We start from the raw sequence: 19,477 nt of genomic DNA, 5'->3' as shown, positions 1-19,477 counted from the left end.
GCGGCGGCTTGTTCGGCGCGGCCCTGCCCCCTATATTCCCGGAAAGCGCTGAAAGATACCGGAACAGCCATGGAACTTATGCTTCCCCCCGATGCCGCCCCTTTTGCCGATGCGCTGCCGCGCGTCACCGACCGCGCGTTCGCGCGGCTGGCCGAAATTGCCGAGATCACCGGCGCGCCACAGCCTTTGCGCGTGGGCGTGCTTGGCGGCGGCTGTTCGGGCTTTCAATATGAGATCGTGCTGGGCGAGGCCGGCCCCGAGGATCTGGTGTTCGAGAAAGACGGCCAGCGTGTGCTGGTTGATCCGGTCTCGCTTCCGTTCCTGCAAAATGCGGTAATCGACTTCACCGAAGAGGTGATCGGGGCGCGTTTTGTGATCGAGAACCCGAATGCGTCGAGCTCCTGCGGCTGCGGCACCTCATTCTCGATCTGACGCCTAAGGGCTGAAACGAACTGGCCGAGACGCGGGCAGGCAGTGGTTGCGAGCTTAGGTTGCAACAGGCCTGCTCCGGATAAGCCCGGCTGCCTCATATTCGCGTCAGTCCCACATCTCATCGCTGTGCGATGCAACAGCCGCTTTTCCGCGTCACGGCTGCATGGCACTATGGCGCCATGTCCCGCATCATCCTTCTGAACAAACCCTTCGATATGCTCTGCCAGTTCACCGATCTGAAGAGCCCTTCGCCCCGCCCGACCCTCTCGGCGGTGCTTAACCAGCCCGGCGTCTATCCGGCGGGCCGGCTGGATCGCGATTCCGAGGGGCTGGTGGTGCTGACCGATGACGGGCGGCTGCAGGCGCGGATCTCCGATCCAAAGCACAAGACCGAAAAGACCTATTACGCCCAGGTCGAGGGGGCGCCCGACGCAGCCGCGCTTGCGGCGCTGGAACAGGGTGTCATGCTCAATGACGGCCCTGCCCTGCCCGCCCGCGCCAGGCAGGTGACGGCGCCAGACTGGCTCTGGCCGCGCGAGCCACCGATCCGGGTCCGGAAATCGGTGCCCGATGCCTGGATCGAGCTGACCATCCGCGAGGGCCGCAACCGCCAGGTGCGCCGCATGACAGCGGCGGTCGGCCTGCCAACCCTGCGCCTGATCCGCTGGCGGGTGGGTGACTGGACACTGAAAGGCCTTGCGCCGGGACAATGGAGAGATTTGTGAGGAGGAGTTTGTGAACACTGCTGCACAAGAAATCATCGCCCATCTCGATCTGAGACCGCATCCCGAGGGCGGCTGGTATCGCGAGACCTGGCGCGGCCCGACCCGCGAGGGGCGCGCCAGCGGCACCTCGATCCTCTTCCTGCTTCAGGCGGGCGAGAGAAGCCACTGGCACCGGGTCGATGCCGATGAAATCTGGCACTGGCATGCGGGCGCGCCCCTCGATCTCGCAATGGGGGACCGCGCGGCGCGGCATTACACGCTCGGGCCAGATATCCTCGCGGGGCAGCACTGTCAGATGATCGTGCCCGCCGGCTGGTGGCAGGAAGCCGTGAGCACCGGCGACTGGACGCTTCTGTCCTGCACGGTCAGCCCGGGCTTTCGGTTCGAGGGCTATGAGCTGGCCCCGGCGGGCTGGAGCCTGCCTGTTGAGCCAGCCCGGACGTAAATTAGGCATCCCCCGCTGGCCGGTCATGGCAAATCTTGTATCCATTACAAGATGCGCCCTCGCCGCCAGGGGCGCCCCTGGATAAACCGGCCCCATGGAACACAGCCCCTCCCCCAAACCACAGCCCGCCGGTTCGCAGGAAGGGGACAGCCTCTCCGGGTTCCTCTACGCGCTTTCCGCCTATCTGCTCTGGGGCTTTTTGCCGCTTTATATGAAGGCGCTGGATCATGTCTCGCCGCTTGAAGTGGTGGCACATCGGGTGATCTGGGCGCTGCCGGTCGCGCTGCTGATCCTTGCCCTGACGCGCCGGACTGCAGATCTGAAGGCGGCTTTATGCAATCCGGCGATGCTCGGGATGACGCTGGTGACGGCAGGGCTGATCTCGGTCAACTGGGGGTTCTATGTCTATGCGATCACCTCCGGGCGGGCGCTGGATGCGGCGCTTGGTTATTACATCAACCCGCTCTTCTCGATCCTGCTGGGCGCCGTGTTGCTGGGCGAGCGGTTGCGCGGCGTGCAATGGCTCGCAATTCTTGCGGCCTTCATCGGGGTCGCGATTCTGACCCTCGAGGCCGGGCGTCTGCCAGTCCTCGCGCTGGCCCTGACGCTGACCTGGGGCTTTTACGCCTATTTTAAGAAGAGCCTGCCGATCGGTCCGAACCAGGGCTTCACCCTGGAGGTGATGGTGCTGTTGCTTCCGGCGCTGGCAGTGATCGGCTGGCTGGCCACATCGGATGAGATGCAGTTCCTGCACGGGCCGGGCTGGCAGAGCGCGATGTTGTTCCTGCTGGGGCTGGTGACCGCAGGGCCGCTGATCCTCTATGCCAATGGTGCCAAGAAGCTGCGGCTGACGACCATCGCGATCATGCAATATATCGCGCCGACGATGATCTTCCTGACCGCGGTTTTTGTCTTTGACGAGCCGTTCAGCCGGCAAAAACTGATCGCTTTCGGCTTCATCTGGCTGGGGCTGGTGATCTATTCTCTCTCGATGCTCCGCCGGACAGGCGCAAAGCCGGAGTTTTGAAAACTCCGGCCCGGAGCCTTTCCAAGGCTCCGGCGCGAAATCTGTGCAGATTTCGCCAGCGCCCGGTTGTCGAAGTCTCAAGGAGCAGATCCCTCCTTGCCGCTGACAAGGCGCCAGAGCGGCGCGATCCCCCTTGTCGCCACCGGGATCAGCAGCGTCCCGACAATCAGGCCGACCACGCCATCAAGCGCCGCCGTCACCAGCCATTCCACCAGCCCTGCCGCCCGGGAAACAGCTGATGCCGCAGAGGCTGCAATATGGTGGATGGTCTCATAGGGCCAGGCCCAGAGATGCGTCACCTCGAGCCCATGCACGACGATATTGCCCCCGACCCAGAGCATCGCGGCCGTTCCCACCACTGAAAGCACCCCAAGCAGTACCGGCATTCCCTTGACCAGCCCGCGCCCAAAGGCCCTGGTCACGCCAATCCGCCCGGTCGCCGCCAGATGCAGCCCGATATCATCCATCTTCACGATCAGCGCCACCGCGCCGTAAACCGCCACCGTAATCAGCGCGCCCACCACTGCAAGAACCACAGCCTTCATCCAGAAATCCGGGCTGTCGATCACCGAAAGCGCGATGGTCATGATCTCGGCCGAAAGGATGAAATCGGTCTTGATCGCCCCTGCGACCTTCGCCTCCTCAAGCTGCGTCTCATTCCCTGCCGCGTGATCAGCTTCCGCCGCATCCCCATGCGGGAACAGCGCATGGAACAGTTTTTCCGCCCCTTCAAAACACAGATAGGCGCCCCCCAGCATCAGCAGCGGCGTGATCGCCACGGGCAGGAACGCCTCCAGCGCCAGCAGGACCGGCAACAGGACCAGCAGTTTGTTGCGCATCGATCCGAGCGCGATCCGCCAGATGATCGGAAGCTCGCGTTCCGGCCTGAACCCGGTCACATATTTCGGCGTCACCGCGGCATCGTCGATCACCACGCCTGCGGCTTTGGCCCCTGCCTTAGCGGCCGCCGCCGTAATATCGTCGACCGATGCAGCCGCCACTTTGGCAATCGCCGCGACATCATCCAGCAAAGCCAGCAAACCACTCATGTCTCACCCGTATCAGCGCCTCTCTGCACAATGACAGGGAATCACCCGGCCAAAGCAAGGGGGAGTTATGCCGGCCCTGGCGCCTTCTTGCTGCCCGGGCCCGCAACTGTTACCGCAAGCGCTAGCGCAAACAGTCTGGGTTTGCGCTAACACAATGAAAATACGTATCTTTTATGCTTTGAAAAGCTGCGGGGCAGCGCTAACCAGCCTGAGACCCGGGATAAATTCGTGCAGCGGAGACACAGGATATGACCATCACAGTCGGTATCAACGGATTTGGCCGCATCGGCCGCTGCACCCTCGCCCATATCGCGGAATCGAACCGCAATGATGTGCAGGTCGTGGCAATCAATGCGACCGGGCCCATCGAGACCAATGCGCATCTCCTGAAATACGACTCGGTTCATGGGCGTTTCCCCGGCACTGTTAAGGTTGAGGGGGGCGCGCTGGATCTCGGGCGCGGGCCGATCCGCGTGATGTCGACCTACAACCCGGAAGAGCTCGACTGGGAGGGCGTTGACGTCGTTCTGGAATGCACCGGCAATTTCAATGACCGCAGTAAGGCCGCCGTCCATCTCGGGCGCGGCGCGAAACGGGTGCTGATCTCGGCGCCGGCCAAGAACGCCGATCTGACGGTTGTTTACGGCGTCAATCACCGGTCGCTGCTCCCGGAGCATCTGGTCGTTTCGAACGGGTCCTGCACCACGAACTGTCTTGCGCCGCTGGCCAAGGTGCTGAATGACACGATCGGGATTGAATCGGGCATCATGACCACGATCCATTCCTATACCGGCGATCAGCCGACGCTGGACCGCCGCCATTCCGACCTCTACCGCGCACGCTCGGCAGCGATGGCGATGATCCCGACCTCGACCGGCGCCGCGAAAGCACTTGGCGAAGTCCTGCCCGAGCTGAAAGGCAAGCTCGATGGCTCGGCCATTCGGGTGCCGACCCCGAATGTCTCGGCGGTGGATCTGACCTTCATCGCCGCGAAATCGGTCACCGCGGACGAGGTGAACCAGATCGTGCGCGAGGCCGCCAATGGCTATATGGGCATGGTCATGGCCTATGACCCCGAGCCCAAGGTCTCGATCGACTTCAACCATACCCCGCAATCGTCGATCTTCGCACCGGATCAGACGCGAGTGGTTGGCCGTTCCGTCCGCGTTCTGGCATGGTATGACAATGAATGGGGCTTCTCCTGCCGCATGGCCGATGTGGCCGGCGCTATGGGGCGGCTCGCAGGCTGAGACCGGGCGCTCTCCCCGGCCAAACCCGGGGATTTCGCGTGACGGATCGTGTCGCTCTCTACATCGCTTTGACGCTTGCTGTGGCAATCGGGCTGGATCTGCTCCTCACTCAGGGGCAGATCCTGATGTTTCTGGCGAAAAAATTCCTCCATCTTGTCGACTGGGTTCAATTCTGGCGCTGATGCTGGCAGGATTCGATTGCATTTCCGCGCGTTCTGCGGTTGTTAGCGCTAGCAGTCCGGCACCATCGCGCCGGCATGAGGGCGCTCTCAGCTTTGAAAGCGCAAAAGACACCGCAGCACCGGAGGAAGGTCATGGCTGTCAAGGTTGCAATCAATGGGTTCGGTCGTATCGGGCGCAATATCCTGCGCGCGATCATCGAATCGGGACGTACCGACATCGAAGTCGTGGCGCTGAACGATCTCGGCCCTGTCGAGACCAATGCGCATCTGCTGCGCTTCGACTCGGTTCATGGCCGTTTCCCGGCCGAAGTGACCACCGGTCCGGACTGGATCGATGTCGGTCGCGGCCCCATCAGGGTGACCGCACTGCGCAATCCGGCCGAACTGCCCTGGTCGGATGTCGATGTCGTGCTGGAATGCACCGGCATCTTCACCTCGAAAGAGAAATGCCAGGCCCATCTGGAAAACGGATCAAAACGTGTGCTGATCTCGGCCCCGGGCGAGAATGCTGACAAGACCATCGTCTTCGGCGTGAATGACAATACGCTGACTGCCGAAGACCTGATCGTCTCGAACGCGAGCTGCACCACCAACTGCCTCTCGCCGGTCGCAAAAGTGCTGCATGACGCCATCGGCATCGAAAAAGGCATGATGACGACGATCCACTCCTATACCGGCGACCAGCCGACGCTGGACACGATGCATAAGGATCTCTACCGAGCCCGCGCGGCAGCGCTCTCGATGATCCCGACCTCGACCGGTGCGGCAAAGGCCGTGGGTCTGGTGCTGCCCGAGCTGAAGGGCAAGCTTGATGGCTTCGCGATCCGCGTGCCGACCCCGAATGTCTCGGTCGTGGATCTGAAATTCATCGCGAAGCGCGCAACTACGGTGGAAGAGATCAATGATGCAATCATCGCGGCCGCAGACGGCCCGCTGAAAGGCATCCTGGGCTATACGAAGTTCAAGAATGTCTCGTCAGACTTCAACCATGACCCCCATTCGTCGATCTTCCATATCGACCAGACCAAGGTAATGGACGGAACCATGGTTTCGGTCCTGAGCTGGTATGACAATGAATGGGGCTTCTCGAACCGGATGGCCGATACCGCCGTCGTGATGGGTAAGCTGATCTGATCCCTGACTGGGCAGAGCGACCTCGACCAGGGGCGCGGATTTTTCAAAAAATCCGCGCCGATTTCTTTGAAGAAATCGGCCCCTTGTTCAGCCGTATTTCGCTTTCAGGGCCGTGGCGACCGGGGCCGGCACGAAGCGGCTCACATCGCCGCCCAGTCTTGCGATTTCTTTCACCAGTTTTGAAGCAATCGCCTGGCGGCGCGCATCGGCCATCAGGAAGACCGTCTCGACAGAATCGTCGAGCGCCCGGTTCATCCCGACCATCTGGAATTCATATTCGAAATCCGCCACTGCCCTGAGCCCGCGCACGATCACATTCGCCCCCACGTCGCGGGCGCAGTCGATCAGCAGATTCTCGAACGGGTGCACCAGAATCTCACCGCCGGTGATCTCAGTGATCGCGGCACATTCAGCGCGCAGCATCGCAACCCGGTCATCAAGGCTGAACAAGGGGCCCTTGTCCCGGTTGATCGCCACGCCAATCACCAGCCGGTCAACCAGCACCATAGCCCGCCGGATAATATCGGTATGCCCAAGCGTTACCGGATCAAAGGTGCCCGGATAAAGGCCGATGCGCATGGGTAAATCCTCCCTGATCCCTCCGCTGCAGGCGCACGCAACAATATTGCCTGCGCCTGCGCAAGATCAAAACCGCCGCAGCGCAGCAAAAGCCGGCGCAGTCGACACTGCCGGTCAATGACCCATGATCATGCCTTCAAGGGCATCCTTCTCGGCGCTCAGCTCCTGCAACCGTGCCTTCACCACATCGCCCAGGGTGATGATCGCCAGCATTTCGCCATTTTCGATCACCGGCATATGGCGGAACCGGCCATCGGTCATGGTTTTCAGGATATCCATATTCAGATCGCCGCTGGTGCAGGAGACGAGCTTTGACGTCATCAGCTCGGTGACCTTTGCCGAAAGGCAGGTCACGCCGGTGCGCCCGAGCTCGCGGACGATATCGCGCTCGGAGAGAATCCCGAGGGCCGTCTTGCCGTCGGATGAGACGATGATCGCCCCGATCCGTTTCTCGGACAGCAATGCGGCAGCTTCGGCAACAGTGGCCTCGGGGGCAATCGTGATCACCCCTGCCGGTTTTGTCTTAAGGATCTGGCTGACAAGCATGGGCTGTTCCTCACTTTCCCGCGTCTGTCAGAGGAAGGGTCTTTGAGCCCAGGGATTCTGTCAAGCCCCGTGGCCGTAACCACCGGGCGGAACAGTCTTTTCATGCCTGGCCATCTCGACCTTTGTCTCGCGCACAAGGCTTTGCGCAAAGCGGTTCAACCGCTGAACCCGCCCGTCATCGGCGTGACGGATCAGCCAGAACGACCGGGTCAGCCCTACCTTATCGGGCAGGAGCTGCCTGAGTTCAGGCGCGGCCGGCAGGGCGAAATCATGAACAATGCCGATTCCCACCCCCTGTCGCAAAAAATTCAGCTGCACCGAGACCGAGTTAGATGAAATAGCCACCTGGGGCGCACCAAGCTCGGCCAGGTAGTCCAGTTCCTTGTCGAAAATCAGATCCGGGATATAGCCGACGAATCGCAGATCGCGCAGATCGGCCAGATCCTGCGGCTCGGGGTTGCGCGCGAGCCAGGCGTCAGAGGCCGCCAGCACCAGCCGGTAATCGGTCAGCTTCTGTACCGTGAGCCGCCCGGTTTCAGGCCGCGAGACGCCGATCGCCATATCGGCCTCTCGCTTCGAAAGGTTAAAGACGCGCGGCAGCGCCACCAGCTGCACCTCAAGCCCCGGATTCTGGTCGCAGATCCGCGCGATCACCGGCGGCAAGAGGTAATTGGCGCAGCCATCGGGGGCGCCAAGCCGGATCAGCCCGGTCAGCCCCTGCCCCGGCCGGTCACCGCTCAGCGCCTCGCCTGCCGCCAGCATCGCGGCCTCGGCACGTTCGGCCGCCGGCAAAAGACGCTCACCTGCCGGGCTCAGCTGATAGCCCTGGGGGCTGCGGGCAAACAGCCGCTGGCCAAGCGCCTCTTCAAAGCGCTGCACCCGCCGCCCGACCGTCGCCGCATCGATCTTAAGCCGCTTGCCCGCGCCCGACAGGCTTTCATGGCGCGCAACTTCCAGAAAAATCCGCAGATCGTCCCAATCCATTCCGTCCCCGCCTAGCCGCACCCTTTTGCGAAAATGCAAAACGCCTTTGGTCTATTGGCGCTTTGATCCGCGAATTCGCAAGGGTAAAAGCGGTATATGCAATTCCATATGGGAGGTTCTGCCATGGTCGCTGAGATTGGTCACTGGATCGACGGCAAGCTGGTGAAGGGCACGTCGGGCCGCTTCACTGATGTCTTCAACCCCGCCACCGGCGAAGTCCAGGCGCGCCTTGCGCTGGCCACGCCGGCAGAGCTTGACGCCGCCATCCAGTCGGCGGCTGCAGCGCAGCTGAAATGGCAGGCGGTCAACCCGCAGCGCCGCGCCCGTGTGATGATGGCCTTTGCGGCGCTCATCAACCGCGACATGGAAAAGCTCGCAGAGCTGGTGTCACGCGAGCATGGCAAGACCATTCCTGATGCGAAAGGCGATGTGCAGCGCGGTCTGGAAGTCGTCGAGGTCTGCATGGGCGCGCCTGCGCTTCTGAAGGGCGAATATACCGACAGTGCCGGCCCGGGGATCGATATTTATTCGATGCGTCAGGCGCTTGGCGTTGTCGCAGGCATCACGCCTTTCAACTTCCCCGCGATGATCCCGCTGTGGAAAATGGCTCCGGCGCTGGTCGCGGGCAATGCGATGATCCTGAAACCGTCCGAGCGCTGCCCCTCGACCGCGCTCTATCTTGCGGAACTGTTGAAAGAAGCAGGCCTGCCGGATGGCGTGTTGCAGGTGGTGAACGGTGACAAGGAAATCGTCGATGCTATCCTTGATCACGAGGTGATCCAGGCGGTCGGCTTCGTTGGTTCGACCCCGATCGCGCAATATATCTATGGCCGGGCTGCCACCAACGGGAAACGCGCGCAGTGCTTTGGCGGCGCGAAGAACCATATGGTCATCATGCCGGATGCCGATCTCGACAAGGCGGCAGATGCCCTGATCGGGGCTGGTTTCGGCGCGGCGGGCGAACGCTGCATGGCGATCTCGGTCGCGGTGCCGGTGGGCAAGGAAACCGCCGATGCGCTGATCGAAAAGCTGGTGCCGCGCATCGAAAAGCTGAAAGTCGGCCCCTATACCGCCGGTGATGATGTTGATTTCGGACCGGTGATCACCTCGGCCTCGGCGCAGCGGATCCGTGGCCTGATCGATTCCGGTGTTGAACAGGGCGCGAAACTGGTCGTCGATGGCCGGAATTTCAGCTTGCAGGGCTATGAGAACGGCTTCTTCGTCGGACCATCGCTCTTTGACCATGCGACCCGCGATATGGAGATCTACAAGCAGGAGATCTTCGGGCCGGTGCTGACCCAGGTGCGCGCCGAGACCTATGAGGACGCGCTGCAACTGGTAATCGACAATGAATATGGCAATGGCACGGCGATCTTTACCGCCGATGGCGACACGGCGCGTGACTTTGCAAGCCGGGTCAATGTCGGGATGGTGGGCGTGAACTTCCCGATCCCGGTGCCGCTGAGCTACTACACCTTTGGCGGCTGGAAGAAGTCGTCCTTCGGTGACCTGAACCAATATGGCCCGGATGCACTGCGCTTTTACACCAAGACGAAGACGGTGACGGCGCGCTGGTTCTCGGGGATCAAGGAAGGTGCCTCGCTGAACTTCAGGGCGCTGGACTGATCAGGCTGGCGGCGGAGGTGGGGGTTTCACACCCCCACGCCCCCGTGGCGTATTTCTGTCAGGAGGAAATGGGCACCTGTTCCGGGTGCCCTTTTTCTATGCAGCCTCTTTGAGACTGCAGGGCATGAAGGACTGAGTTCTGACATCGACCGCACTGAAGGTGCAGAAGGAATTGGCCGGCACTTCGGTCCAGTCACCCTCTCCGGCCTCGAGCGGCTCGGAGACCACGGCCATGCCTTTGCGGCTGTCGGACCAGCGATACCAGAGCGAGGGCGCCATGTCGTCGCTGGCATAGCGCACCGCATAAAGCGTTTCGCCATCTGACAGCGCGGCGGTCATCCTGAGAAAGGGCGCTGCGCCTTTGCGACGGGCGAGGGAAATGAACCGGGCGCAGGCGCGTTCAAGGGCTGTGCGCGGATCGGTTTCGAGGCCATCGGCAAGGGCGACGAGGAAGAGCGCCTCGCTGTCGGTTGCGCCTTTGCGCTGCGCGTAAAGCGTGTCGGGGATCAGCATTTCAGCATCGCGGCGAAAGGCGTCATAACCGCCGACCTGGCCGTTATGCATGAAGCTCCACCGCCCGGCGGTGAAGGGGTGGCAATTGTTGCGGCTGGTGGCGGTGCCGGTCGAGGCGCGGACATGGGCAAGGAAAAGGCCCGATTTCACCTGGGCGGTGAGGCTTTTCAGGTTCGGATCCGACCAGGCGGGCATGACATCGCGGTAAAGCCCGGGTTCAGGCCGATCCCCATACCAGGCGATCCCGAACCCGTCGGCATTTATCGCGGTGCGGCATTGGGTGGCGCCATGGCTTTGATGGATCAGCGAATGACCAGGGCGTGAAACGATATCTTCCAGGAAAATCGGCTCGCCCGTATAGGCCGCCCAACGACACATGATCACTGTCCTCTGCCCGATCGCGGGTTATTGCCCCACGCTGCCATTTTTAGCCAGAATAGCGAAAGGCCCGGGGCATGATAAGCCCCGGGCCGTTCACGAAAGATTACCAAAGCAAAGAATTGCCTGGAGATGCTGCGGCTACTCTGCCGCTTCAACCACGACGAGATCACGGACCGCAGCACCACGGGCATGATCCAGCGCGGCCTGATATTCGGGCGAATTGTAGCAGGCGACCGCCGTTTCGAGATCGGGGAAGCGCGCCAGCACATTGCGCGAACGGTCATTGCCTTCGAGCTGCACATAGCGCCCCCCCCGTGCGAGGAAGCTGCCGCCATGCGCCTCGATGGCTATGGTCGCGCCTTTGGCATAGCGCGCATAGGCTTCGGCATCGGTCACATGGACATGGGCGATCCAATAGGCTGCTGGCATGGCTCAGCTCCCCAGCACGGCTTCGGCCGCCCTGATCGCAGCCTCGGCACCGGCGATATCATTGCCGCCGGCCTGCGCCATATCCGGGCGACCGCCGCCGCCTTTGCCGCCAAGCGCCGCTGCCGCCGCCTTGACGAGGTCCACCGCCGAGACTTTGCCGGTCAGATCCTGGGTCACGCCCGCCGCCACCGCCGGTTTCGCGCCGGTATCGGCGATCAGCAGCACCGCGCCAGAACCGATCCGGGCTTTCATCTCATCGATCAGCGCCGGAAGATCCTTGCCGGAAACGCCTTTCAGCACCTGAGCAATCAGCTTCACACCGTTGATTTCTTTGGCCTCTGGCCCGGCACTGCCGCCGCCACCCATCGCAAGCTCGCGCCGCAGGGTGGCGATTTCATTCGCAAGGGTCCTGCGCTCTTCGGCCAGCGCGCGCACTCTTTCCACCACCTCAGCGACCGGTGCTTTCAGAACCGAGGCGACCTCTGCGAGGCGCTGCTCCTGGGCGCGCAGATGTTGCAGTGCTGCTTCGCCGGTCAGCGCTTCGATCCGGCGCACACCAGCCGAAGACGCGGAATCGCCAAGCAGTACGAAGGCGCCGATATCGCCGGTGCGTTTGACATGCGTACCGCCGCAAAGCTCGAGGCTATAGGTCGCCCCATCAGCCCCCTTGCCTGAGGCTGGAAGCTGGCCCATCGAAACGACGCGGACCTCATCGCCATATTTTTCGCCAAAGAGCGCCTGGGCCCCGATGCCGCGCGCGTCATCCGGCGTCATGATCCGGGTTTCAACGGCGCTGTTCTGGCGGATATAGTCATTCACCTCGGCCTCGACCTGCGCCAGTTCGGCAGCGGTCAGACCCTGGCCATGCGAAAAGTCAAACCGCAGCCGGTCGGGCGCATTGAGCGAGCCCTTCTGCGCCACGTGATCGCCAAGGGCCGCGCGCAGCGCCTCATGCAGCAGGTGAGTTGCGGAATGGTTGGCGCGGATCGCCGAACGGCGGATATGCGAAACCTCCAGCCGCGCAGGCTGCCCCCGCGAGATGCCGCCCTCGACCACCTTGCCGATATGAATGAAGATGCCGGCGGCCTTTTTGGTATCCGTCACCTCGACCACACCGGTATCGGTGCGGATGAAGCCGGTATCGCCGACCTGGCCGCCGCTTTCAGCGTAAAACGGGGTCTGGTTGACGACGACCTGCACGCTTTCACCGGTTTGTGCCGCGCCGATCTCGGCGCCATCGCGCACCAGCGCCTGAACGACAGCTTCGGCGGCCTCGGTCTCATAGCCGAGAAACTCGGTTACGCCTTTCGATTCAGCGAGTTCGAACCAGATCTTCGCATCCTTGGCCTCGCCGGTGCCGGACCAGGCGGCGCGCGCTTTCTGGCGCTGTTCGGCCATGGCGGCCTCGAAACCGGCGACATCGACATTGCGCCCCATCTCGCGCAGCGCGTCCTGGGTCAGGTCAAGCGGGAAGCCATAGGTGTCGTAAAGCTTAAACGCGGCGCCCCCGGGCAGATCCGCGCCTTCGGGGATGCGGCCGAGTTCTTCGTCCAGCAGCTTCAGGCCGCGATCCAGGGTCTGGCCGAATTTGGTCTCTTCCAGCTTCAGCGTTTCCTCGATCAGGCTCTGGGCGCGGGTCAGTTCCGGATAGGCCGCCCCCATTTGCCGCACGAGCGCCGGCACGAGGCGATGCATCACCGGATCCTTGGCGCCCAGCATATGCGCATGACGCGCCGCGCGTCGCAGGATACGGCGCAGCACATAGCCGCGGCCCTCATTCGACGGCATAACACCATCGGCGATCAGGAAGGAGACCGAGCGCAGGTGGTCTGCGATCACCCGGTGATGTACCTTGCCGGTGCCATCGGGATCCGACGAAGTCACATGCGCCGAAGCCTCGATCAGCGAGCGCATCAGATCGGTGTCATAATTGTCGTGCTTGCCCTGCAACAGCGCGCCGATCCGTTCCAGCCCCATGCCGGTATCGATCGACTGCATGTCGAGCGGACGCATCGTGCCATCCTCGAACTGCTCGTTTTGCATGAAAACGTTGTTCCAGATCTCGATGAAACGATCGCCATCCTCATCGGCCGAGCCGGGCGGTCCACCCCAGATCGAGGGGCCATGGTCGTAGAAAATCTCGGTGCAGGGGCCGCAGGGGCCGGTTGGCCCCATGCGCCAGAAATTATCATCCGACGCGATGCGGATGATGCGGTCATCCGACAGGCCCGAGACCTTCTTCCAGATCGTCGCAGCTTCGTCATCGGTATGGTAGATCGTGACCAGCAACTTGTCTTTCGCGAGGCCGAAATCTTTGGTCAGCAGCTCCCAGGCGAAGGCAATGGCCTGATCCTTGAAATAATCGCCAAAGGAGAAATTCCCCAGCATTTCAAAGAAGGTATGGTGGCGCGCGGTATAGCCGACATTGTCGAGATCATTGTGTTTCCCGCCGGCGCGCACGCATTTCTGCGCGGTGGTGGCGCGCTTGTAATCGCGATGTTCGGTGCCGGTGAACAGGTTTTTGAACTGCACCATGCCCGAATTGGTGAACATCAGCGTCGGGTCGTTGCGCGGCACCAGCGGCGAGCTTTCCACAACGCGGTGCCCGTTCTTCTTAAAGAAGTCGAGATAGGTGGTGCGGATGTCATTCAGCGACGCCATAGCCGGGCCTCTTCATGGAGGATGATCAGTTTTCGGCCTTCCATGTAACGGCGCCTTCCCCCCCTGTCCACGGTGGGATGCGTCGGGACCGAAAAAAGGCCGGAAGTGAGCAGGCGCCGGTGTCCTGGACATCAGGTTAAGCTGGCATATCAGGGGCCTTATACTCCCTCGCACCGGGGCGACCGGCCCGGATGTCGTCTGCGCGGTTTGCCGATGCGTACAACGATTTAGCAGTTTTGAGCACGCGCTTCCTTGCGGGTTTGTCAGAGCCTGCTGGCCGCCCATTCAGTCTTCAGCGTTGCGAAGAAGCTCTTCAATGCCGTGTCAGCCAAGGGTACGCGGGGCAGCGGAAAGCTCGTGGCCCGTTCGAAGAGGTTTCCCGCGCGTCCCATCTGGCTGATGATCCCGCTCTCGCAAATCAGCCGCTGAACCTCGCCGTTTAACCTCATGGCTCGTAAATTCGGCGGGCTTACCCCGCCGTCGCAACAGCCGGGCTTTGGCTGGCAGGATGATGAGGGGACGGCGCAGATCGGATCCGTCCTGTCGGTAAAACCTGTGCGGTCCATGTGGGCCGCCTGTCTTGAGGCCAGACTGGCCGCTTATCAGTCTGCGTTCGACCCTATGCCGGTTCTGTCGCGGTATCTGTTTGATCCCACGGTTTGATGGTGCGATTCTTTCGCTGGAATGGAAGGACGCCCTATGGGACAAATTCGTCATGGCAGCGCCACGACCACGCACGCCGTCAGAGCAGCAATACAGCGATCGCAAGTCGAAGACCTGCCCGCCATGGGTTCAAGGGCGGGTCTGAGGGCTCGCGCAGTTGAGCCGTGAGTTGGGCATCAATCCCAAGACCGTTGCGAAGGGGCGCAAGCGGGCGAGCGTCGAGGATATGAAGACGGGGCCTTCGGAGCCACGATCCACTGTCCTAACCGAGGCGGAAGAAGCAATGGCCGTAGCATTCCGGCGCCATACGCTGCTGCCATTGGATGACTGCCTTTACGCCCTGCAGCCATCCATTCCCCATCCGATCAGATCCGATCCGCGCTGCGCCGCTGCCTGCAGCGCCACGGCATCTCGCGCCTGCCTGATATGGAGGGCGACAAGCCGAAGCAGTCGAAGTTCAAACGCTACCCGATCGGCTTCTTCCACATCGACATCGCTGAGGTGCAGACCGCTGAAGTATGAGGAGGGTCAGAAAACGCTCCAGTGGAGCGTTTTACCTACGAATGGCTATATTTGTTCGTCGGCATCGACCGCACGAGCAAGTTCGCCGTGACCCAACCCGTCGATAAAGCTGACAGGAAGACAGCCTGGGAATTCCTTCAGCACATGCTCGAAGCCGTGCCTTATCAGGTTCACACCATTCTCACCGACAGCGGCATTCAGTTCGCAGAGCAGCCTCGCAACCGGAACACCATCTATTCCCGGCCGATGCGCTTCGACATGATTTGTGAGGCAAACGGGATTGAGCACAGGCTGACCAAGCCCAACCACCCATGGACCAACGGACAAGTCGAACGGATGAACCGCACGATCAAGGAGGCCACCGTGAAGCGTTTTACTACGACAGCCATGACCAGCTGCGAGCACATCTGACGGACTTCATGGCAGCCTACAACTTCGCTCGAAGGCCAAAGACACTCAGCGGCCTCACCCCATTCGAATACATCAGCAAGATCTGGACATCAGAGCCTGACAGATTCATCCTAAACCCGATCCACCAGATGCCGGGACTGAACAACTTGAGATCTGGCATCAGCGCAAGGTCGTTTCACACCTGGGAAAAGCAATTCTCGCGGCCTGCGACGGTTATCCGACAGCTCGATGCGCAAGCAGATGCGATCCGCCGGCGCAAATGAGATCTGGCGCGGATCACGGAGGAGCAGGATAGTCCGGCGAAAGCCAAGGTGGGTTCGACCGGTCAGAGCAAGATAACGCGTCTTCTGATGCTCTGGCGCGGTGGATCGATGGCGCGGCCAGTATGTCGGGGAATATGGATCAAACAGACTGTCGTGCTGTGGCAGCGGTGGAAGGCCGGTGAGACCCTCACCGATATCGGGTGCGCACCTGGCAAGCCTGCCGTGTCGGGTTTCGGGGGCCGGGTCGCCTAAGGAGGGATTTCCCCCGCAGCCCGGATCCGGTGGGCCTGCTTGCCAGACATCGCCGAAACGGGAGGAGATCGCAGGCGTTATGGCGATCGGCACCCCGTTGCGACGCCGCCAGGGATCCATGAACGGGGACCGACGGCGGTATCGGCCGCCCCCGGCCTCGGGCGCGGATCGCAAGAGCCCCCGGCGCCCGAGGCCCGAGGCCCTGTCTGTTCGTGACTGAGCCCGCCCTCTTCGGCATCGTCACAGCCAGGCTCGCGAGCCGCTGGTCCCTGCAGCAGGCCAAGAGTTGGCTGAGGGGGTCACGTATCCCGGCAGGAGCGATCTGCATCTGCCTCACAAGGCCATCTGCCGAAGCCTCGCCGTCGAGGCCGGCGGTGCGCTGAAGACGGAGCTTCTTGCGCCTCTGCGCAGCCACAGTGTCATGTGCAGGGGCAAGATTGCCAGTAACTCGGGGAAAATCAGAGGACAGATCCGGGAGGAAATCATCGGCGCGGTGTCGATCCGGTAATGAGCGGCCAGAATTGCGGGCCGTGCCGTGCCAGGTTACCGAGAGGGCGACCTGCGCAGTGGCGCGCGCTGCAGCGACTTCGCCACGCGGGTCGAGCTCCCGTCCCGCTTTGTCATGCTTGTGCGGGTCAGCAGTACGGTCCCAGGCAGTGTCGTCGAGGCACTGGTGCGCCAGGTCGGTCGCTTGCCACAGGGATTGATGGCGTCCCTGATCTCGGAAAGCCGAGCAGGGGTGGCATTCCTCCGTCGCTTAATCTCAACCTCGCTTCTGGCAACAGATGTTGGAGCCTGTTTCTGCGACCCGCAAACTCCCTGTCAGTGCGGCAGCAACGAGACCATCAGCGGCCCCTTCGGCAATATTTACGGAGGGGCGGCATGGGCCTTTCAGGCCTGCCCCGCGACGATCCCTGTGCAGTGGCTCTGAGCCTGAAGACACAGCCCCGAAAGATCCCAGGCTACAAGACACCGGCTGATACCACGGGCGGAGCTGTTGCCCTGACCGGTGGAACCCAACCCGCATTCTTTCGAGGCGTGTCAAATTCCCCACGCAGCCGGGCCATCGCATATCTGCCCGTATCAATGGCGCAGCCAGACTTCAGAACCCAATTCCTGGCCAGATTTTCCCGCAACCGCCCGTTTCCGGAAAATGCTGCATCAGACCTCGCTGCCAGCACTTTCCTCCACTGCTGCCGCGCGCTCATATCGAGGGCGGGCCCGGTCTGAGCCTCAGCGATACCGCCCGCTGTGCCAGCCTGACCGCGCCGATCCTGAGCTCAAGACCTGACTTCCGGCTCGTCATAAGCACGCTGCGGTTTGCCGGTCACGATCTTGTCTTCGTGTCCGGCAAACCGGCAGCAGCTGAGAAGCGGAGCTTCCGGCAATGTACTTATGACCAGGTCCGGACCCGATCTGCGGCCGCCATCTCAGGCCCAGATCTCAAATCCAGGCAGGTGCCGGATCAGGCGTCGTCCTCGACAACGCTTTCCTCGGGGGACATGTGAAAATCAAGCCCATTGGCCGCCCGGATCTTTTCTTCAATCGCATGGGCGGTGGCCGGATTGTTCTTCAGGAAGGTTTTGGCATTTTCACGCCCCTGGCCGATCCGCTCATCGCCGTAAGAATACCAGGCGCCCGACTTCTCGACCACGCCGGCCTTGACGCCGATATCCACCAGCTCACCGGTTTTCGAGATCCCTTCGCCATACATGATGTCGAATTCGACCTGCTTGAACGGCGGCGCGACCTTGTTCTTGACCACTTTCACGCGGGTCGAGTTGCCAACCACCTCTTCGCGGTCCTTGATCGCGCCGATGCGGCGGATGTCGAGCCGGACAGAAGCGTAGAATTTCAGCGCATTGCCGCCGGTGGTGGTCTCGGGCGAGCCGAACATCACGCCAATCTTCATGCGGATCTGGTTGATGAAAATCACCATGCAGTTCGATTTGCCGATCGAGGCGGTGAGTTTGCGCATCGCCTGGCTCATCAGGCGGGCCTGGGCGCCGACGGTCGCATCGCCCATATCGCCCTCAAGCTCTGCCTTCGGCGTCAGCGCGGCGACCGAGTCGACCACGATCATCGAAACCGCGCCCGAGCGCACCAGGGTATCAACAATTTCAAGCGCCTGCTCGCCGGTATCGGGCTGCGAGATCAGGAGTTCATCAAGATTGACGCCAAGCTTTTTGGCATAGCTCGGGTCCAGCGCGTGTTCGGCGTCCACAAAGGCACAGACGCCGCCCTTTTTCTGCTCTTCCGCAACCGCATGCAGGGTCAGCGTAGTCTTGCCCGAGCTTTCCGGCCCGTAGATCTCGACGATCCGCCCTTTCGGCAGCCCACCGATCCCAAGCGCGATATCCAGCCCCAGCGAGCCGGTCGAGGTCGCCTCGATCTCCATCGCCGGGCTGTCGGCGCCGAGCTTCATGATCGAGCCCTTGCCGAATTGCCGCTCGATCTGCTGGAGGGCGCTTTCCAGCGCCTTTTGCTTATCCATGTCTTTCTTGCTCCCGAAGTCCAGCAGACTGGCTGTCGCCATGGCTTTTTTCCTTTATTTCACAGCCGCGCCGGAGCGGCAATCCCGAGGCATGTTTATTATTTGTTCTTGTCGCTTATGAGAACAAACAGGGAAAATATCAACACATTTCTTTAAACGATCCTGATCGCGTAAAGCTTAATGTCCGGTTTACAACGGAAGGGGAATTTTGCCCCGCGAGGCTGTTTTCAGCGCCCCAATCCGCGCTAGAAGCGAAAAAGCCGCCAAAAACCGAAGAGGTATCCGCAGGTGCTGGTATTCTGGGACCAAAAGCTCGTTCTGCTCGCCACGCCAAAGACCGGCTCGACCTCGCTTGCAACGGCGCTCGAATCGCTTGCCTCGGTCTCGGTCCAGCGCCCGCCGGTGCTGAAACATACCACCGTCCATCGCTATCGCCGCTTTGTCGGCCCCTATCTCGAGGCCACATCAAAGACCGGCTGGACGGTTGTGGCGCTGATGCGCGAGCCGAGGGACTGGCTGAATTCCTGGTACCGGTTCCGATCGCGCGAGGATCAGACCGATCCGGTGAAATCGACCAAAGGCATGAGCTTCGACGATTTCGTGCGGGCCTGGTGCTGCGATCCTCGCCCCGCCTTTGCCGATGTCGGCGCGCAGGAGAAATTCCTGCGCCCGCGTCAGGGTCAGGGTGTCGACCGGCTGTTCCGCTATGATGAAATTGATGTCTTTATCGATTTTCTCGAAGACCGCCTTGGCTGTGAAATCATCTTGCCGCATGTGAATGTTTCTCCTCCCGGGGAAACCCATCTGACGCCGGAAACCGAAGCGCTGCTGCATCGGGTCGCCAGCGCCGATTTTGCGCTTTATGAGACGCTGAAACATCCCGAACAGGCCTGACCCCTGCACCGGGCC

At 61.7% G+C, this 19,477-nt stretch carries 19 protein-coding genes and 1 pseudogene; 12 read left to right on the top strand and 8 right to left on the bottom strand.

What is annotated here, in order from left to right; translation table 11 throughout:
• Window positions 1–69: 69 nt before the first annotated feature.
• The 4 genes from AC4FS3_RS05950 (at window position 70) to rarD (ending at window position 2,629) form a co-directional block, all read left to right on the top strand.
• Window positions 70–432: a HesB/IscA family protein gene (locus AC4FS3_RS05950; protein ID WP_491019755.1), complete on the top strand. Its 363-nt coding sequence runs from the start codon at window positions 70–72 to the stop codon at window positions 430–432.
• Window positions 433–611: 179 nt separating this feature from the next.
• Window positions 612–1,157, top strand: a complete 546-nt coding sequence (locus AC4FS3_RS05945) for a pseudouridine synthase (protein WP_491019897.1) — start codon at window positions 612–614, stop codon at window positions 1,155–1,157.
• 10 nt (window positions 1,158–1,167) lie between these two features.
• Entirely contained in the window at window positions 1,168–1,602 is a 435-nt protein-coding gene (locus tag AC4FS3_RS05940; protein ID WP_491019754.1) for a cupin domain-containing protein, read from the top strand.
• Window positions 1,603–1,696: 94 nt separating this feature from the next.
• On the top strand, window positions 1,697–2,629 hold the full coding sequence (gene rarD, locus AC4FS3_RS05935; RefSeq protein ID WP_491019753.1) for an EamA family transporter RarD: 933 nt from the start codon (window positions 1,697–1,699) through the stop codon (window positions 2,627–2,629).
• A 77-nt stretch (window positions 2,630–2,706) separates the two neighbouring features.
• On the opposite strand, the gene AC4FS3_RS05930 is transcribed toward rarD, so the two are convergent.
• Window positions 2,707–3,678 carry a DUF808 domain-containing protein gene (locus AC4FS3_RS05930; protein WP_491019752.1) on the bottom strand — a complete coding sequence of 324 codons (972 nt, stop codon included), beginning with the start codon at window positions 3,676–3,678 and terminating at the stop codon, window positions 2,707–2,709.
• A 248-nt stretch (window positions 3,679–3,926) separates the two neighbouring features.
• On the opposite strand from AC4FS3_RS05930, the gene gap (AC4FS3_RS05925) reads away from it, so the two are divergent.
• The 3 genes from gap (AC4FS3_RS05925) to gap (AC4FS3_RS05915) all read left to right on the top strand — a co-directional run bounded on the left by gap (AC4FS3_RS05925) (window position 3,927) and on the right by gap (AC4FS3_RS05915) (window position 6,244).
• The gene (gene gap, locus AC4FS3_RS05925) at window positions 3,927–4,928 is read left to right on the top strand and encodes a type I glyceraldehyde-3-phosphate dehydrogenase (protein ID WP_198838739.1); all 1,002 of its coding nucleotides are present in this window, start codon (window positions 3,927–3,929) and stop codon (window positions 4,926–4,928) included.
• Window positions 4,929–4,966: 38 nt separating this feature from the next.
• Window positions 4,967–5,110: a hypothetical protein gene (locus AC4FS3_RS05920; protein WP_092897589.1), complete on the top strand. Its 144-nt coding sequence runs from the start codon at window positions 4,967–4,969 to the stop codon at window positions 5,108–5,110.
• A 132-nt stretch (window positions 5,111–5,242) separates the two neighbouring features.
• Window positions 5,243–6,244 (top strand): type I glyceraldehyde-3-phosphate dehydrogenase, encoded by a 1,002-nt coding sequence (gene gap / locus AC4FS3_RS05915; protein WP_491019751.1) that lies wholly within the window; start codon window positions 5,243–5,245, stop codon window positions 6,242–6,244.
• 87 nt (window positions 6,245–6,331) lie between these two features.
• On the opposite strand, the gene coaD is transcribed toward gap (AC4FS3_RS05915), so the two are convergent.
• The 3 genes from coaD to AC4FS3_RS05900 form a co-directional block, all read right to left on the bottom strand.
• Window positions 6,332–6,823, bottom strand: a complete 492-nt coding sequence (coaD, locus tag AC4FS3_RS05910; protein ID WP_283177928.1) for a pantetheine-phosphate adenylyltransferase — start codon at window positions 6,821–6,823, stop codon at window positions 6,332–6,334.
• 114 nt (window positions 6,824–6,937) lie between these two features.
• A complete protein-coding gene (locus AC4FS3_RS05905; RefSeq protein WP_283177927.1) occupies window positions 6,938–7,369 on the bottom strand; it encodes a CBS domain-containing protein in 432 nt (143 codons plus the stop codon).
• A gap of 60 nt (window positions 7,370–7,429) precedes the next feature.
• Complete coding sequence (locus AC4FS3_RS05900) at window positions 7,430–8,353, bottom strand: LysR family transcriptional regulator (RefSeq protein ID WP_491019750.1); 924 nt, start codon at window positions 8,351–8,353, stop codon at window positions 7,430–7,432.
• A gap of 123 nt (window positions 8,354–8,476) precedes the next feature.
• Here AC4FS3_RS05900 and AC4FS3_RS05895 point away from each other — a divergent pair, with 123 nt between their 5' ends.
• The gene (locus AC4FS3_RS05895) at window positions 8,477–9,979 is read left to right on the top strand and encodes a CoA-acylating methylmalonate-semialdehyde dehydrogenase (protein ID WP_491019749.1); all 1,503 of its coding nucleotides are present in this window, start codon (window positions 8,477–8,479) and stop codon (window positions 9,977–9,979) included.
• A 96-nt stretch (window positions 9,980–10,075) separates the two neighbouring features.
• Here the strand turns inward: AC4FS3_RS05895 and AC4FS3_RS05890 are convergent, their stop codons facing one another.
• From AC4FS3_RS05890 to alaS, 3 genes are all read right to left on the bottom strand, one after another.
• Window positions 10,076–10,870 carry a class II glutamine amidotransferase gene (locus AC4FS3_RS05890; RefSeq protein ID WP_491019748.1) on the bottom strand — a complete coding sequence of 265 codons (795 nt, stop codon included), beginning with the start codon at window positions 10,868–10,870 and terminating at the stop codon, window positions 10,076–10,078.
• A gap of 141 nt (window positions 10,871–11,011) precedes the next feature.
• On the bottom strand, window positions 11,012–11,302 hold the full coding sequence (locus AC4FS3_RS05885) for a DUF1330 domain-containing protein (RefSeq protein WP_283177923.1): 291 nt from the start codon (window positions 11,300–11,302) through the stop codon (window positions 11,012–11,014).
• Between the two features lie 3 nt (window positions 11,303–11,305).
• Window positions 11,306–13,963 (bottom strand): alanine--tRNA ligase, encoded by a 2,658-nt coding sequence (alaS, locus tag AC4FS3_RS05880; protein WP_491019747.1) that lies wholly within the window; start codon window positions 13,961–13,963, stop codon window positions 11,306–11,308.
• Window positions 13,964–14,410: 447 nt separating this feature from the next.
• On the opposite strand from alaS, the gene AC4FS3_RS05875 reads away from it, so the two are divergent.
• From AC4FS3_RS05875 to AC4FS3_RS05865, 3 genes and pseudogenes are all read left to right on the top strand, one after another.
• Window positions 14,411–14,626: a hypothetical protein gene (locus AC4FS3_RS05875; protein ID WP_491019746.1), complete on the top strand. Its 216-nt coding sequence runs from the start codon at window positions 14,411–14,413 to the stop codon at window positions 14,624–14,626.
• 36 nt (window positions 14,627–14,662) lie between these two features.
• Window positions 14,663–15,702, top strand: a pseudogene (locus AC4FS3_RS05870) (IS481 family transposase); the annotation flags it as partial.
• 658 nt (window positions 15,703–16,360) lie between these two features.
• Entirely contained in the window at window positions 16,361–16,582 is a 222-nt protein-coding gene (locus tag AC4FS3_RS05865) for a hypothetical protein (protein WP_491019745.1), read from the top strand.
• Between the two features lie 957 nt (window positions 16,583–17,539).
• On the opposite strand, the gene recA is transcribed toward AC4FS3_RS05865, so the two are convergent.
• The gene (gene recA, locus AC4FS3_RS05860; protein WP_198838730.1) at window positions 17,540–18,610 is read right to left on the bottom strand and encodes a recombinase RecA; all 1,071 of its coding nucleotides are present in this window, start codon (window positions 18,608–18,610) and stop codon (window positions 17,540–17,542) included.
• 246 nt (window positions 18,611–18,856) lie between these two features.
• Between recA and AC4FS3_RS05855 the strand changes: the two genes are divergently transcribed.
• Window positions 18,857–19,462, top strand: coding sequence for a hypothetical protein (locus AC4FS3_RS05855; protein WP_491019744.1), 606 nt, complete (start codon window positions 18,857–18,859; stop codon window positions 19,460–19,462).
• Window positions 19,463–19,477: the final 15 nt, after the last annotated feature.

The organism is Pseudogemmobacter sp. TB195 (genome assembly GCF_058313095.1).
Note: the sequence above shows the minus strand (reverse complement) of the source record. Positions and strands in the feature narration are given on the sequence as shown.

Excerpts from the sequence above, each read along its gene's own strand:
- AC4FS3_RS05950 (WP_491019755.1), top strand. The coding sequence starts at position 70 with ATGGAACTTATGCTTCCCCCCGATGCCGCCCCTTTTGCCGATGCGCTG.
- AC4FS3_RS05945 (WP_491019897.1), top strand. The coding sequence starts at position 612 with ATGTCCCGCATCATCCTTCTGAACAAACCCTTCGATATGCTCTGCCAG.
- rarD (WP_491019753.1), top strand. The coding sequence starts at position 1,697 with ATGGAACACAGCCCCTCCCCCAAACCACAGCCCGCCGGTTCGCAGGAA.
- AC4FS3_RS05930 (WP_491019752.1), bottom strand. The coding sequence starts at position 3,678 with ATGAGTGGTTTGCTGGCTTTGCTGGATGATGTCGCGGCGATTGCCAAA.
- gap (WP_198838739.1), top strand. The coding sequence starts at position 3,927 with ATGACCATCACAGTCGGTATCAACGGATTTGGCCGCATCGGCCGCTGC.
- gap (WP_491019751.1), top strand. The coding sequence starts at position 5,243 with ATGGCTGTCAAGGTTGCAATCAATGGGTTCGGTCGTATCGGGCGCAAT.
- coaD (WP_283177928.1), bottom strand. The coding sequence starts at position 6,823 with ATGCGCATCGGCCTTTATCCGGGCACCTTTGATCCGGTAACGCTTGGG.
- AC4FS3_RS05905 (WP_283177927.1), bottom strand. The coding sequence starts at position 7,369 with ATGCTTGTCAGCCAGATCCTTAAGACAAAACCGGCAGGGGTGATCACG.
- AC4FS3_RS05900 (WP_491019750.1), bottom strand. The coding sequence starts at position 8,353 with ATGGATTGGGACGATCTGCGGATTTTTCTGGAAGTTGCGCGCCATGAA.
- AC4FS3_RS05895 (WP_491019749.1), top strand. The coding sequence starts at position 8,477 with ATGGTCGCTGAGATTGGTCACTGGATCGACGGCAAGCTGGTGAAGGGC.
- AC4FS3_RS05890 (WP_491019748.1), bottom strand. The coding sequence starts at position 10,870 with ATGTGTCGTTGGGCGGCCTATACGGGCGAGCCGATTTTCCTGGAAGAT.
- AC4FS3_RS05885 (WP_283177923.1), bottom strand. The coding sequence starts at position 11,302 with ATGCCAGCAGCCTATTGGATCGCCCATGTCCATGTGACCGATGCCGAA.
- alaS (WP_491019747.1), bottom strand. The coding sequence starts at position 13,963 with ATGGCGTCGCTGAATGACATCCGCACCACCTATCTCGACTTCTTTAAG.
- AC4FS3_RS05875 (WP_491019746.1), top strand. The coding sequence starts at position 14,411 with ATGGCTCGTAAATTCGGCGGGCTTACCCCGCCGTCGCAACAGCCGGGC.
- recA (WP_198838730.1), bottom strand. The coding sequence starts at position 18,610 with ATGGCGACAGCCAGTCTGCTGGACTTCGGGAGCAAGAAAGACATGGAT.